16 protein-coding genes are annotated in these 13665 nt (G+C 69.1%); 12 read left to right on the forward strand and 4 right to left on the reverse strand.

Annotated elements, in window-relative coordinates; translation table 11 throughout:
* Positions 1 to 148 precede the first annotated feature (148 nt).
* From ACFYX0_RS16825 to ACFYX0_RS16865, 9 genes are all read left to right on the forward strand, one after another.
* A complete protein-coding gene (locus ACFYX0_RS16825) occupies positions 149 to 1171 on the forward strand; it encodes an NAD(P)H-binding protein (RefSeq protein ID WP_388970931.1) in 1023 nt (340 codons plus the stop codon).
* A 14-nt stretch (positions 1172 to 1185) separates the two neighbouring features.
* Positions 1186 to 1854, forward strand: a complete 669-nt coding sequence (gene lipB / locus ACFYX0_RS16830; RefSeq protein ID WP_388970933.1) for a lipoyl(octanoyl) transferase LipB — start codon at positions 1186 to 1188, stop codon at positions 1852 to 1854.
* Between the two features lie 19 nt (positions 1855 to 1873).
* The gene (locus ACFYX0_RS16835; RefSeq protein ID WP_388970935.1) at positions 1874 to 3223 is read left to right on the forward strand and encodes an SCP2 sterol-binding domain-containing protein; all 1350 of its coding nucleotides are present in this window, start codon (positions 1874 to 1876) and stop codon (positions 3221 to 3223) included.
* Between the two features lie 56 nt (positions 3224 to 3279).
* On the forward strand, positions 3280 to 4242 hold the full coding sequence (locus ACFYX0_RS16840; protein ID WP_388971065.1) for a PDR/VanB family oxidoreductase: 963 nt from the start codon (positions 3280 to 3282) through the stop codon (positions 4240 to 4242).
* A 318-nt stretch (positions 4243 to 4560) separates the two neighbouring features.
* On the forward strand, positions 4561 to 4878 hold the full coding sequence (locus ACFYX0_RS16845) for an NUDIX domain-containing protein (RefSeq protein ID WP_388970937.1): 318 nt from the start codon (positions 4561 to 4563) through the stop codon (positions 4876 to 4878).
* Positions 4875 to 5765, forward strand: coding sequence for a methyltransferase domain-containing protein (locus ACFYX0_RS16850; RefSeq protein WP_388970940.1), 891 nt, complete (start codon positions 4875 to 4877; stop codon positions 5763 to 5765). The genes ACFYX0_RS16845 and ACFYX0_RS16850 overlap by 4 nt, the downstream gene beginning before the upstream one ends.
* Before the next feature lie 30 nt (positions 5766 to 5795).
* Positions 5796 to 5954, forward strand: coding sequence for a hypothetical protein (locus ACFYX0_RS16855; protein WP_388970942.1), 159 nt, complete (start codon positions 5796 to 5798; stop codon positions 5952 to 5954).
* 189 nt (positions 5955 to 6143) lie between these two features.
* Positions 6144 to 6941: a PIG-L deacetylase family protein gene (locus ACFYX0_RS16860; protein WP_388970945.1), complete on the forward strand. Its 798-nt coding sequence runs from the start codon at positions 6144 to 6146 to the stop codon at positions 6939 to 6941.
* 108 nt (positions 6942 to 7049) lie between these two features.
* Entirely contained in the window at positions 7050 to 8528 is a 1479-nt protein-coding gene (locus ACFYX0_RS16865; protein WP_388970947.1) for a protein kinase, read from the forward strand.
* A 69-nt stretch (positions 8529 to 8597) separates the two neighbouring features.
* On the opposite strand, the gene ACFYX0_RS16870 is transcribed toward ACFYX0_RS16865, so the two are convergent.
* A complete protein-coding gene (locus ACFYX0_RS16870; RefSeq protein WP_388970949.1) occupies positions 8598 to 8987 on the reverse strand; it encodes a VOC family protein in 390 nt (129 codons plus the stop codon).
* Positions 8988 to 9110: 123 nt separating this feature from the next.
* Here ACFYX0_RS16870 and ACFYX0_RS16875 point away from each other — a divergent pair, with 123 nt between their 5' ends.
* Both ACFYX0_RS16875 and ACFYX0_RS16880 read left to right on the forward strand, forming a co-directional pair.
* Positions 9111 to 9923, forward strand: coding sequence for a TetR/AcrR family transcriptional regulator (locus ACFYX0_RS16875; protein WP_388970951.1), 813 nt, complete (start codon positions 9111 to 9113; stop codon positions 9921 to 9923).
* Between the two features lie 248 nt (positions 9924 to 10171).
* A complete protein-coding gene (locus ACFYX0_RS16880; RefSeq protein ID WP_388970953.1) occupies positions 10172 to 10555 on the forward strand; it encodes a hypothetical protein in 384 nt (127 codons plus the stop codon).
* A gap of 77 nt (positions 10556 to 10632) precedes the next feature.
* Here the strand turns inward: ACFYX0_RS16880 and ACFYX0_RS16885 are convergent, their stop codons facing one another.
* From ACFYX0_RS16885 to ACFYX0_RS16895, 3 genes are all read right to left on the reverse strand, one after another.
* Positions 10633 to 11022 carry an SgcJ/EcaC family oxidoreductase gene (locus tag ACFYX0_RS16885; protein WP_388970955.1) on the reverse strand — a complete coding sequence of 130 codons (390 nt, stop codon included), beginning with the start codon at positions 11020 to 11022 and terminating at the stop codon, positions 10633 to 10635.
* A gap of 93 nt (positions 11023 to 11115) precedes the next feature.
* Positions 11116 to 11829 (reverse strand): SDR family NAD(P)-dependent oxidoreductase, encoded by a 714-nt coding sequence (locus ACFYX0_RS16890; RefSeq protein WP_388970957.1) that lies wholly within the window; start codon positions 11827 to 11829, stop codon positions 11116 to 11118.
* A gap of 268 nt (positions 11830 to 12097) precedes the next feature.
* On the reverse strand, positions 12098 to 13021 hold the full coding sequence (locus ACFYX0_RS16895; protein WP_355916629.1) for a LysR family transcriptional regulator: 924 nt from the start codon (positions 13019 to 13021) through the stop codon (positions 12098 to 12100).
* Between the two features lie 163 nt (positions 13022 to 13184).
* Here ACFYX0_RS16895 and ACFYX0_RS16900 point away from each other — a divergent pair, with 163 nt between their 5' ends.
* Positions 13185 to 13487 (forward strand): muconolactone Delta-isomerase family protein, encoded by a 303-nt coding sequence (locus ACFYX0_RS16900; protein WP_388970959.1) that lies wholly within the window; start codon positions 13185 to 13187, stop codon positions 13485 to 13487.
* The last annotated feature ends 178 nt before the right edge of the window (positions 13488 to 13665 follow it).

Consider the following 13665-nt stretch of genomic DNA (forward strand, 5'->3'; position numbering starts at 1 on the left):
TCCGGTGGGCAGAGGGCCCAAGGCACGCGTGGAGGCGGCCATCGAGCCAGGCGGCTTCACCGTCATCGACCGCTTCCGACCCAAAACGATCGCCGGCCGCATCGGCCATTCCATGCAGCCGCACCTCCAACCAGACAAAGGAATCACCATGTCAGAGCGCCATCCCATCCTGATCACCGGAGCCGCCGGTCATATCGGCGGAGTGAGCCGAACGATCGTCGACATGCTGCTCGACCAAGGGCATCCGGTGCGTGCGTTCGTCCGGCAGGACGACGAACGCGCGCAGTCGCTCCGCCAGGCCGGGGCCGAGGTCTTCGTCGGAGACCTGCTCACCATCGCCGACGTGACAGCCGCGCTGAAGGGCGTCCGGCGCATCTACTTCAGCATGAGCCTGTCGCCGTACTACACCGACGCCGTCACCCTGATGGCCGCGGCGGCGCGGGCCCAGGGCGACATCGAGGTCTTCGTCAACATGTCCGAGTACGAGCAGTCGTTCATGACGTTCGAGAAGATGACCGCACCGGCCGAGGAACGGCGTGCATGGCTCGGCGGACTCGTCGCCAACTGGTCGCCGCAGCAGCGCGCCCACTGGGTCGCCGAGCGGGTGCTGGAGTGGTCCGGCCTCCCGACCGTCAACATACGGGCGGCCATATTCGTCGAGAACCCCTTGATGACCTGGCTGGCCCTGGCCCCGCTGAGCGACGGTGAACTGCGCCTGCCCTTCGGCCACCACCGCTTCGCGCCCGTCGCGGGCTACGACGTGGCAGAGGCGTGCGCGAAGATCCTGGCCGACCCGGCGCCGCACATCTCGAAGTCCTACGAGCTCACCGGTCCGGAACTGAAGGACATGCACGGGTTCGCGGAGGACTTCGGGGCCGTGCTGGGACGCCAGGTCATCGCCGTGCCCGAAGAGGTCGAAACCTGGAACGAGACCTACGTGGACCCCGCCCTGGCCGAGTTTCCGCACACCGCGGAGCACATAAAGACCCTCGCCCGGCTGGTCGGCGGTGGCGGATACCGCGGCGTCACCGACCAATTGGAAACCCTGCTCGGGCGCGCGCCGAAGACCGTGCGGTGGGCGCTGCAGAACCATCCGAGTATCCAGAAACTGGCGACTGGCCGAGTCGCCGAGCGGTCGAACCGCGGTCATGAGGGAGGGGACGAGGGGTGATGTTGCCGAGATCCGTGGGTGAACAACCGTCACACCGGCAGTTGGAACGCGTCGACCTGGGAGAAATACCCTACGCGGCGGCGCAGGCGGACATGGCCCGCTGGGTTGAGGAGCGCAAACAGGGACTCGGCGCCAACCGGCTCTTCCTGCTCACGCATCCTGCGGTGATCACCTACACCGTCCGGACGCCGAACAGCCAACTGCCCGACGCGGCTTCGCCCATCGACCTGGTGCAGACAGACCGTGGCGGACATGCCACCTACCACAGTCCCGGCCAGCTTATCGGCTACCTCGTACTCAACGTGCGCGAGCTCGGCCCCCGTGGGCTGATCCGCCGTGTCGAGCAGGCGCTCATCGACGCACTGGACAGCCTGGGTTTCCCAGCGGTCCGCCGCGAGACGCCGCCGGGGTCCGAGAGCCTGGTGGGCGCGTGGACCCCCGATCACCGCAAACTCGCCTCGATCGGCATGCGCATCAGCGGGAGCGTCTCCAGCCACGGTTTCGCCCTCAACATCGACCCCGACCTGAGCGTCTACACCACCTTCACCGCCTGTGCCCTGCCCGGCGTCCGGATGACCTCACTGGCCGAACTCGCCACCGAACGCGGCCTGCCGACCCCCACCCATACCGAGGTGCGCGACACCGTCGCACAAGCGGTCACTGCACACCTGACACCAGGTTAGAAACAGGAAAGGACGCACGATGGCCAGCAAGAACAAGCTCGACGACCATCCCACCGTCGTCAAAGTCCGCCAGCGGCACGACCGCGGCGTCACCCGGTCCGCCGAGCCACTGGACGCGTCCTGGCTGCGGCAGCTCTGTCTCGACGCGGGTGCGGACGACGTCGGTTTCGTCGAGATCGACCGACCGGAAATCGCCGACCAGCGAGCAGACCTGGAAGCCGCGCTGCCGGGTGTCCGAGTGCTGATCAGCTTCGTGACCCGAATGAACCGGGAGAACATCCGCACTCCCTCGCGCTCGGTCGCCAACCTGGAATTCCATCACACCGGCGACCACTCCAACGAGGTCGGCCGGCAAGTGGTGGGCAAGCTGGAGGCGATGGGCGTGCGCGCCCTCAACCCCGCGATGGGTTTTCCGATGGAGATGGACAAGTTCCCCAGGAAAACATGGGTCGTCTCGCACAAGTCGGTTGCCGTGGCTGCCGGGCTCGGCAAGATGGGAATCCACCGCAACGTCATCCACCCCAAATTCGGCAACTTCATCCTGCTGGGCACCATCCTCATCGACGCCGAGGTCAGCGAATACACCCGGCCCATCGAGTACAACCCCTGCCTGGAATGCAAGCTGTGCGTGACAGCCTGCCCGACCGGGGCGATCGCCTCCGACGGTCACTTCAACTTCTCCGCCTGCTACACACACAACTACCGCGAGTTCATGGGTGGCTTCGGTGACTGGGCCGAACAGGTCGCCGAAAGCCGTAACGCCCACGACTACCGTTCGCGAGTGAGCGACAGCGAGAGCGCGTCCATGTGGCAAAGCCTCTCCTTCGGCGCCAATTACAAAGCCGCCTACTGCATGTCGGTCTGCCCGGCCGGCGAGGACGTCATCGGCCCCTGGCTGGACGATCGCAAGGCACATCTGACCCAGGTCGTGCGCCCACTGATGGACAAAGAAGAGACCGTCTACGTCGTCCCGGGTTCCGACGCCGAACAGCAGGTGGCCGACCGGTTCCCCAACAAGCGCACGAAGCATGTCGCGATGAGCCTGCGCGCGAACAGCATCGACGGTCTGGTGGAGGGCCTGCCGCTGATCTTTCAGCGCGAACAGGCCAAGGACATGTCCGCCACCTATCACTTCACCTTCACCGGCGACGAGTCCAGGCAGATCACCGTGACCATCCGCGACCGCGAACTCGATGTCACCGACGGACATCACGGTGAGCCGGATCTCAGGATCACCGCCGACACGCGCACCTGGCTGCGATTCCTCAGCAATCCGTCACTGCTGGCGTGGGCACTGGTGCGCCGGCAGATCAAGCTGCAGGGCTCACCCCGACTCCTGCGCGACTTCGGCCGCTGCTTCCCGTCCTGATCGCTCAGAAAAGGACGCATCACCGAATCATCACCGCAAGAAATGGAAGGCCGATCATGAGCACACTTAGCACCGAAGCCGAGCTCGACCTCGTGTTGGAACGTAAGGAAACGATGGCCGAAGGTGTCGTGATGCTGACGCTGCGCGACCCGCAGGGACGTCCGCTGCCGGAATGGCAGCCGGGAGCCCACATCGATCTGGTACTGCGGGCCGACCTGGTCCGGCAGTATTCACTGTGCGGGGACCCGGGGGACCGGTCCTGTCTTCAGGTCGCGGTGCTGCGTGAACCGGAAAGTCGCGGCGGGTCGAGCTACGTGCACGACGTGCTCACGGAAGGTGAGTCGGTACGCATCCGCGGGCCACGCAACGACTTTCCGCTCGTGAAGGCCAAAAACTACCTGTTCATCGCAGGCGGAATCGGGATCACCCCCATCCTGCCCATGGTGGCAGCCGTCAACGCGACCCGCGCCGACTGGCGCCTCGTCTACGGGGGCCGCACCCGAGCTTCGATGGCGTTCGGTGAGACTCTGCAGCGGGCCTACGGAGACCGGGTGAGCCTGCGGCCGCAGGACGAATACGGGCTGCTGGACCTTCCCTCGCTGCTCGGCAAGCCGCAACGGAAGACAGCCGTCTACAGCTGCGGTCCGGAACCGCTGCTCGCGGCGGTCGAGGCCGGCTGCGAGAAGTGGCCGAGCGGATCTCTGCACCTGGAGCGCTTCGCCCCGAAGCAGGATGTCACGGCCGGCCCGCAGAGCAGCTTCGAGGTCGAGCTGGCCCAGTCCGGCAGGAAGCTGATGGTCTCTGAGGACATGTCCATTCTTGAGGCCGTCGAGGCTGCCGGTGTGCCGGTGATGAGCTCCTGCAAGGAGGGAATCTGCGGAACCTGCGAGACGAAGGTGCTGTCCGGCGAGATCGACCACCGCGACTCGGTCCTGGACGACCAGGAGCGCGCCGCAGGCGACACCATGATGATCTGCGTCTCCCGAGCCAAAGGCGACCGCCTGGTCCTCGACCTCTGATCCACTGGAGAACCATTCCGGATGCTGCAGCTGCTTCTCCGATCGTTGAAGGCCGCTACGCCAGGGCGTCAGCCCCCTTGGGCAGTCGCCACCGGAGGGCAGGCACGGGGCGCGAGCCCGCTCCCTGTGAACTGATCCGCCGCATCGAACAGTGGCGGGCGAGCCTCCGGAAGCGGAGATTTCCCTAACCAGGACACGGCGCTGTCTTCCTGAATGCACTGGGCTGAGCATCCACTGAAGGCAGCGCCTGTACCCCTCGGTGGGACGAGGCACGTTGACTACCGTGCCAGTTCCTCCACCGAGCCTGATCACACTGACTTGACAGGGAAGGCCGTCTCCTGTCTCGTCCGGGAGGCCCTCGAGGAAGCCGGCCTTGTCATCGCCCCCGCCGACGTGGAGTTCGTGCACGCCGTACACCTCGTCCACACGCCGGGCGGCCGGCCTCGGCTGCAGTTGGTCTTCCGGGCCCGCCGCTGGGAGGGCACGCCGGAGCTGCGCGAGCCCGACAAGTGCCTCACCTGGCAGTGGTGGCGGCCGGACGCACTGCCCGAGCCGCTCGTCCCCTACGCCCGGGCGGCGATCGACGGAATCCGCGCGGGTCGGCTGTACACGGAGATGGGCTGGGAAGCACGGTGACCCCGGATCCGGTCGCCGCGCGGGCGGAGATGGTCGCCGAGTTGGCGGGGTCCGGGGCCCTGGGGAAGGGCCCGGTGCGGGACGCCCTGCTGGCGCTGCCGCGCGAGGTGCTGATTCCGCAGGCGTACGTCCGGCGCAGCGCCGCCGGCGAACAGCCGCCGCGGTGGGACCTGCTGGACTGGGCCACGCCCCGGGACCGGGAGGAGCTTCTCGCCGTGCTGTACGGCGGGGGCAGTGTGCTGATCCAGCACGACGGGGAGCCGATCCTGGGCCGGACACGCGGTGCCCGGTCGACGGGGTCCATCACGTCGATGTCGACGGTGATGAGTGTGACGGCTTCGCTGTTGCAGGAGCTGGAACTGCGGTGGGCACAGCGGGTGTTGGACGTGGGCACGGGCGCGGGGGTGACCGCCGCGGTGGCGTGTCATGTGTGCGGGGACGCGGGCGTGGTCAGCCTCGACAGGGACCGGCACGTCGTGGACGCAGCCAGAACGCGCCTCGGCGAACTCGGCTACCGGCCGGCCGTGGTGTGCGGCGCCGGTGAAGAGGGCCTGCCCTCCTCCGCGCCGTACGACCGGATCTTCGTGTCGTTCGCGGTGCCTCGCGTGCCGGATGCGCTGGTCGATCAGCTTGCTCCCGGAGGCCGCCTCCTCCTGCACGTCACCACCGCGTCCCCGTCGTGGCCCGGGCTTGCGGTCGTCACCCGGGAACCGGACGGACGGATCGCGGCGGAGCTTCGGGCCGTTGAGTTCGCGCACCGTGCCGGGCACGGCATGGAGCGGATCGTTCTCAGCCGGGCGTTCCTGGAACGGATCGCCGGCGAGCCGGGCCGTACGACTCGGCGGAGCCGTACTGCCCCGCCGGCCGACACCGCGCGGGGCCTGTAGCTGGCCGTGGGCCATCTGTACGGCGGGTTGGTGCGGGACTTCGGCGCCAGGCCCGATCAGCTGGTGATCGGTGCGCCCGGCTGCGGCTCATGGCTGCGGGTTCGGCCCGACGGCACCGGTCTGTGGGCCGTCACCACCTCCGGACCCCGTGACATCTGGGACGAGATCCAGGACGTCGCTGTCCGGTAGCGTGGGGCCGGTGAGCCCGGCAGCTATCCGCTGGTCATCGACCCGGGCGGCGCACAGCGGGCGGCCACGCGCTGCGGCCGACTGTCCTGGCAGCTCGTCGAGCCGCCGGTGCGCGCCGACGGGAGCCCACGGTGACCCGACCGGGCTGGCACTCGCGCACCTCTGGTGCCACGAGAGAGGCTTCGCCCTGTGACCGTATCCCCTTCGTCGCCCTCATCCCCCTCACAACCACCGAGCCTGCTCGCGGTCTTCGCGCACCCGGACGACGAGTCCCTGGTCGCCGGCGGCGTGCTCGCGCAGCACGCCGACGCGGGAGCACGCACCGCCGTTGTCACCGCGACCTGGGCCTCGGGCAGCCATCGTGCCGCGGAACTCGCCGACGCCCTGCGCATTCTGGGAGCCGGTGAGCCCCGCTTGCTGGGGTACGCGGACGCCCGGGTACCCGAGTCGGCGCCCGGTCGGGCACGGTTCTGCGACGCTCCCCTCGACGAGGCCGTCGAGAAGCTCGTGCGGCACCTGCGTGAGGTCCGCCCGGACATCGTCGTGACCCACGATGCGTACGGCGGTCTGTCCGGCCACCCGGACCACGTACACACCCACCGGGTGACCCTGCTCGCCGTGCAGGCCGCAGGACTTGAGCACCGGTACCCCGATGCGGGGGAACCGTGGCAGCCCGGCGCGCTCTACCTGGCCACGCATCCGCACTCGGGCGTTGCCGAGCTGGGCGGGCTCATGACCCGGGTCGGCAAGTCCGTGCTCGGCGTGCCGGACGAGTGGGTGACCGCCACGGTCGACGTGCGTCCGTGGCTGGAGCAGAAGTGGTCCGCCATCCTGGCGCACCGAAGCGAAGTGGCTCGCGAGCGCCCGCTCCCCGGCATCCTGTCCCGTCTGTCGGCCGAGGCTCGGCGACGGATCCTCGCCACGGAGTACTACACACGACTGGAGGTCGCGCCCACAGGCCGTGGCCTGGAGAGGCTGACAGCCTGACGCGTTCCGGGGCACATGCAGCAGACCCGCCGTCCCACCCTCGGCGCAGGCCACCGCTTGCACACACCGTAAGCTGCGTCCGGTTGCGCGATGTACGGGGAGGCGCGAGTGGGGCGGGACACGGTCCTCGGTGGCCGGTACGAGCTGATCGAGAGGCTCGGGCAGGGCGGTATGGGAACGGTCCACCGAGGAGTGGACCAGCGGCTCCGGCGTACCGTAGCGGTGAAGCTGCTCTCCCCCGCGCTGGCCCACGACCCTCAGTCGCGAGCCCGCTTCCGGCGTGAGGCACACGCGGCCGCCGCGTTGAACCACCCGGCCGTGGCCACCATCCATGACGTCGGCGAGGAGCCTGACCCGGACGGCCCACGGCCCTACCTGGTCATGGAGTACGTGCAGGGCACCACCCTCGCCGAGGCCCTCCGCGACGGACCGCTGCCCGTCGTGGAGGCGATCAACGCGGCGTGCGCGGTACTGGACGCGCTGGGGCACAGTCATGAGCGCGGCATCGTGCACCGGGACATCAAGCCGTCCAACATCATGCTTGCCGGGCCCGACAGCGTGAAGGTCCTCGACTTCGGTATCGCGAAGGCATTCACCGAAGCCGCCACCCGCATCACCGGCAGCGGTGCGGCCATCGGCACACCCGCGTACCTCTCGCCCGAGCAGATCAACGGGGCGGAGGTCGACCACCGCGCGGATCTGTACGCGATGGGGTGCCTGCTGTACGAACTGCTCAGCGGCCGGCCGCCGTTCCGTGGTGCCTCACCGTTCGCCGTCATGCATCAGCACCTGTCCGCCGAACCCGAGCCGGTGTCGCAGCTCCGGCCGCAGATACCGCCGGCCGTGGAGGCGGTGATCCAGCGCGCCCTGCGCAAGGACCCGGAGGAGCGGTTCGCCGACGCCGGGCAGATGCGTGCGGCGCTCGCCGACGCCCTCGCACAGGCGGCCATGCCGACGGTCCAGGCCGCCGCCCCTGTTGGCCCGGCTCCTCTCTCCGACGGTCGAACCCCGCTGCGGGAGCGGTTCCGGATATCGCTGCGCCCCTCGGCCCAGGGCGCGTTGGCCGTGCTCGGTTGTCTGTTGTCGTGGCTGTGCGCGCGTGGCGAGTTGGTGGAGACGGACCACTTCGGCCACGTGGCCGTCGCCGCCGCCGTGTTGGGCGTGGTGACGCTTCCGTGGTCGGCACGCCTGTCGTGCGCGGTGGGCTGGGGGCCGGTGGCCGAGGCCGTGGCGGTCAACTCCGAACTGCGGCGCGCCAACGACGGGTGGGACCACTCGTACGTCGGCATCGCAGCCCTGCTGGGGCTGACCGCCGTCTGCTGCCTCGTCGGCGCGGCACGCAGCCGGGAGCGCGGTGGCGGCTCACTGGTCGCCTTCTGGTTCAGCGCCACCGCATCGGTCTGGTACTTCCTCGACGACCTGCACAAGCTGTTCGTCTTCTATCTGCTGCTGTCTCTGGTGGCCGGTGCCGCCCTGGTGTGGGAGGCCGTCGGGCTCGCCCGGCGTCGGGCCGACGCCGGGCGAGCCGTTGCCGAGGGCCGTCCGTCGACATGGCACCGCCTCGTAGCAGGCGCACGACCGCGCTGAGCCACCCCGTCGGCGCGGAAGGCCCGACGTCCTCCGGGTACGGTCTGGCGGGCAGTGGAGTTGGTCGGCTCAGCGTCCGGCGGCCGCGTTCCAGTCGACCAGCTGCACGATGACGCCGTTGGGGTCGCGGACCTGGAAGGCGCGCTCGCCCCACTCCTCTTCGGTCAACGGCATGGTGATCGTGACGCCTTCGGCGCGCAGGCGTGCCAGTTCGCCTTCGAGGTCGTCGACGACGAAGGCGAGGATCAGACCCGCGGCGTGCTCCTCACGCTGGTCCGCCGGAAGCGTCGCCAGCCCTCGCCGCAGAAACAGGACGTTCATGCCCACGTCGTCACGCGTCAGGGACGCGAACCCGTCGGCGCTCATCTCCTCTCGGAAGCCGAAGTGTTCGAGGAGGAAGGCGGCGGAGCCGGGGACGTCGTCGACGTTGAGCGACACGGCGCTGGAAGTGACCTTCACGGGGACTCCTTCAGAGGTGACGCGTCTCAGATGCCCGGTGGCACGTGCACTCTGCGCATCGCACATCTCTGTACGTCGTATAGAATACAACGTACAGAGATTTCGTACGAGAAGATTGTCCCCGTGCCGACGGAACGAACCAGCGCGGGCGACCCGGCCCGAACCCTGCAACTGCTGTGGCGACGCTCCGCCCCCGACCGCCGACGCGGTCCACGCCGCGGGCTGAGCGTGGACGCGGTGGTCGAGGCAGCCACCGCGATCGCCGACGCCGAGGGCCTGGACTCGGTGACCATGCGCCGAGTGGCCCAGGAACTCGGCGTGGTGCCCATGACGCTGTACACCTACGTCCCCGGCAAGGCCGAACTCCTCGACCTCATGCTCGACGCCGCCTATGCCCGTATGCCCCGTACGGACACCACCGGACAGGCTTGGCACCGACGCGTCATGGCCGTCGCCGAGGAGAACAAGGCCCTCTTCGAACAGCACCCTTGGGCCGCGGCCGTGTCCACTGCCAGGCCTCCGCTCGGGCCGGGGCTGATGGGCAAGTACGAGCACGAGTTGTCCGCACTCGACGGCCTGGGCCTCAGCGACGTCGAGATGGACGACTGCCTGACCTATCTGCTCACCTTCGTCCAGGCATGCGCCCGCACAGCCGCCGACGCCCGCGCCGCCCAGCACGACAGCGCCATGAACGACCAGCAGTGGTGGGAGGTGAACGCCCCGCCCCTGGCCCGGGTCCTCGACGAGAACGCCTACCCCACGGCCGTCCGCGTCGGAGCGGCGGCAGGCGCCGCACACGGCAGCGCCTACGACCCCGATCACGCGTACACCTTCGGCCTGCAACGCCTCCTCGACGCCTTCACCGCACTCATCGACGAAGGCCGTAGTGCGGACGCGAACGCGCCGGCGCGCAAACGCGACGCCGACGCCTCATGAACCGGCCCCGTCGCACCCTGGCCAGGCCACCGTCGTCCCGTGATGAGAGGCGTGCGCGGCGATAGCGCACATGCCTCGTTGTAGCGCGCTCACCTCGTCATACGTCCGCCTATGTACGCCCTTCTGCCCCCTGTTCGCCCCTTAGGTGCGTTTGGGCCGAATTATGGCCCAACTGCCGTCCGACGCCGAGACGATCGTCAGCGAAGGGGCTCCCGTCTTCGGAACCCCACAGGACGATAAGGACACCTATGCGAGGCAAGCAGGCGATCGGCGCGGGCGTACTGGCCCTGGCCCTGGTATCCGGACTCGGATGGGCTGCCCAGGCCACCACCGGCGAGTCCGCCACCGACCAGATCACGGCGAGCAAGGCAGGTCCGGCACGGGCCGCCGCCGTGGACGGTTACCAGATCGTCAGGCTCCCCGGCGCCAATGTGCCCAACTTCCAACGCCGCACGGTCTCTTGCCCGGCGGGCAAGAGGGTCATCGGCGGCGGCGCCGAGGCTCAGGGCAACGACGCGATTCTGGTCGGCAGCTTCCCCACCGACAACGGAACGGGCTGGGTCGGCCTGGGCCGGCAGAACAACTACTCCAGCGTAGGCATCACGGTGTACGCGATCTGCGCCAACGCCTGACCGACCCGGCACAATGGGTGGTTCCCCGCTGGCGGTCAGCGGGGAGCCACCCCCCGACATCAGCGGCCGGTACGTACTCAGCCGTGGTCCGGCAGGGGGCCGGACACCTGGTAGTGGCTGATGTACCAGCGGTCCTGGACGCGCGTGACCAGCACGCCGAGGTTGAGTCTCTTCGTGGGACGGTCGACGAACATGAAGTCGACGGCCAGATAGCCAAGTACGAGGTCCTCGCCGAGGCGTCTGGTTTCGAGGATCCGGTAGTCGAGCGTCATTCCGAGGGGCTGGGAGTCGTAGTACTCCGCGACGCCCGGCCGTCCGACGCTGTAGGGGCGCAGTCCCTGGAAGATCGCGTCCTCGGTGAAGACGGAGGCCACCCGCTGGGGTTCGTGCCTCTCGATGGCGTCCTTCCACTGGTCGAGCACCTGGCGCAGGACCGGTTCGCAGCCCGCATCTGTCGTGTTGTACATCGGATCCCTCCGGTCGGGCGAGTTCGAGGTCGGGGCGGGGCGGGCGGCCGGGCGGCTGTGGTGCCGCCCGGCCGGTTCGGGGCTGCGCCCGGCTCAGTGGCCCGCGCTCATGCCTCCGTCGACGTGGAGGATCTCGCCGGTCACGAACGGGGCCTGCTCCAGGTAGAGCACGGCGTCGACGATGTCGCTCAACTCGCCCATCCGGCCGACCGGGTGCAGGTCCGCAAGGAACTCATGGGTCTCCTCGGCATGCATGGGGGTCTTGATGGTGCCCGGCGACACCGCGTTGGTGCGGATGCCGCGGCGGGCGTACTCGATGGCGAGGGACTTGGTCGCGGACTGCAGGCCGCCCTTGGTCAGAGAGGCCAGCACCGAGGGCACCTTGGAGTCAGCGCTGTCCACCAGGCTGGTCGTGATGTTGACGATGTGACCGCCGCCCTGGGCGAGCATCTGCTCGACCGCCAGCTGAGTGATGCGGAAGAAACCGTTCAGGTTCACGCCGATCACGGCCGCATAGTCGTCGAGGGTGTAGTCGGTGAAGGGCTTGGCGACGAAGATGCCCGCGTTGTTCACCAGGGTGTCGACCCGGCCGAACCGCTCCACCGCGGCGGAGATGACACGGTCGGCGGTGGAGTGATCCGCGATGTCCCCCTGGACGGTGACGACCTCCGCGTCGTCCGAGGGTGCGATGGTGCGGGAGGTGGCGACGACCGCGTACCCGAGTGCCCGGTAGCCGTCCACCAGTCCGGCGCCGATGCCCTGTGACGCGCCGGTGATGACGGCGACCTTCTGCTGCGCAATGCTCACGGTGATCTTCACTTTCGAGGTGGGAGGACTGTTTCAGGACCGGAGGAAGAATCACTAGCCGACCGGTCGACTATTCGACGATAGGCAGCCGTGCGACCGCGAGGCAACGGTTGTCGGCCCCTGCGCTGGGACTCGATTCCTCCCGTCTGAGAGGCCGTGGCTCTCAGTGCAGGTGAGGACGTCGCAGGTGGAGGACCACGGATCGCATCGGCACGGAGGGGCTGCGTCGGCGCCGTGGAACGGGCTTCCGTCAGCGGGGACCCGGCCCCTACTGCCGGTACGGGTCGCCGGCGGGCAGCCAGGCGTCGGCGGTGTGTATGCCGAGGTCCGCGACGCCGTCACACAGGGCGTCCATGGCGGCGACGACCGCCGCGCGGGTCTCGTCCTCGCGCCGGACCAGGGACCAGGTCCAGTAGACCTCGGGGGCGACGACGGGGCGTCGCACCAGGTCGGCCGGGAGCGCGCAGGTCTGCCCCTTGGGCGAATTGATGATCGGACGGTCGCAGCGGCGGACGTGGTCGAAGAAGGCCGGGCCGGTGATGCCGCCGTCCGAGATGGGCACGGCTCGGGCTCCGGTGTCACGGGCGAGTTCTTCGGCGTAGACGTTCCAGGAGGACCAGGACGTGATGTCGTCGTCGAGGAGGACCGCGGTGTCGCGGGCCTGTACGGGGCTGGTGTCGTCTCCCTTGGCAACGGCGTAGAGCCGATCGGCGCCGAGGAGCCGGGCGTTCAGGCGGTGCCGTTCCACGTCCTCGGCCCGTACCCAGCACACCGCGAGATCGAGGCTGCCGTCGGCCACCCGGGCTGCCTGGGTGTGCGAGGGGGCGACCCAGGCGTCGATGTGGATCTGAGCCGCAGCGGAGGTACGTACGGTCAGATCTCCGGGCAGCCAGTTGACGTAGCCGAGCCGGACCGGTTCGGAGCCGGACAGCCGGCCTGCGCGGCGCTGGAGGTCATCCGCCCGTTCCAGCAGGGCACGGGTGTGCGGGAGCAGCTCCGCACCGGCCGGAGTGAGGGACACCGAGCGGCGATCGCGGTCGAAGAGGCGCACCCCGAGGTCGCGTTCGAGGGCCTTGATCTGCTGGGAGAGGGAAGGGCCCGCGATCAGAAGCCGCGCGGCGGCCCGGCCGAAGTTCAGCTCCTCGGCCACCGCGATGAAATACCTGAGTTGGCGAAGCTCCACGCCCGCCATGCTACGCGCGCTGGGAGGTGTCACCTATCAGCAAGGAGGGCACCGGTCGTGGCAACGTCCCTGGTGGCAGGGCCAGGATGGAGACACGAAGGCGAGGACGGGGCCGGACGGCCCGACGACGCGGATCCAGTGACTCCGGTGTGGATCCGAGAGGAGCGAGGAGATGCCAGAGTTCCTGGTTCAGATCACCACCACCATCCCCGAGGGCGTCGGTGAGGACGAGGTCGGGCGGCGCCGGGCCGCCGAGGCCGTCCGCGCGGCGGAACTGGCCGCCTCCGGCCATCTGTACCGGCTGTGGCGTCCGGTCGGCGAGCTGCGCAGCATCGGCATCTGGCGGGCCGCCGACGAGGCCGAGCTGCACGAGAAGGTACTCGGCACGCTGCCGCTCCGGTCCTGGATGACCTTCACTGTCACCGCGCTGGTGCCCCACCCCAACGACCCGGACACCGTCGGCGCGACGCAGTGACCGGCGCCGGTGCCGCGGCCATCGCCGACATCCATGGCTGCCGCGCCAAGGCCTTCATCAACCAAGATCCGCACCGCGTCAGAGGGATATCCACATGAGTTCGCCGGCCTTGGGCCTGTCGTCCGTTCGTCCGCACCGCCCGCTGCACTCGCCGCGCGGCCACGCGGCCCAGGCCGCC

The organism is Streptomyces sp. NPDC002573, assembly GCF_042889625.1.
Classification (GTDB): domain Bacteria; phylum Actinomycetota; class Actinomycetes; order Streptomycetales; family Streptomycetaceae; genus Streptomyces; species Streptomyces gibsoniae.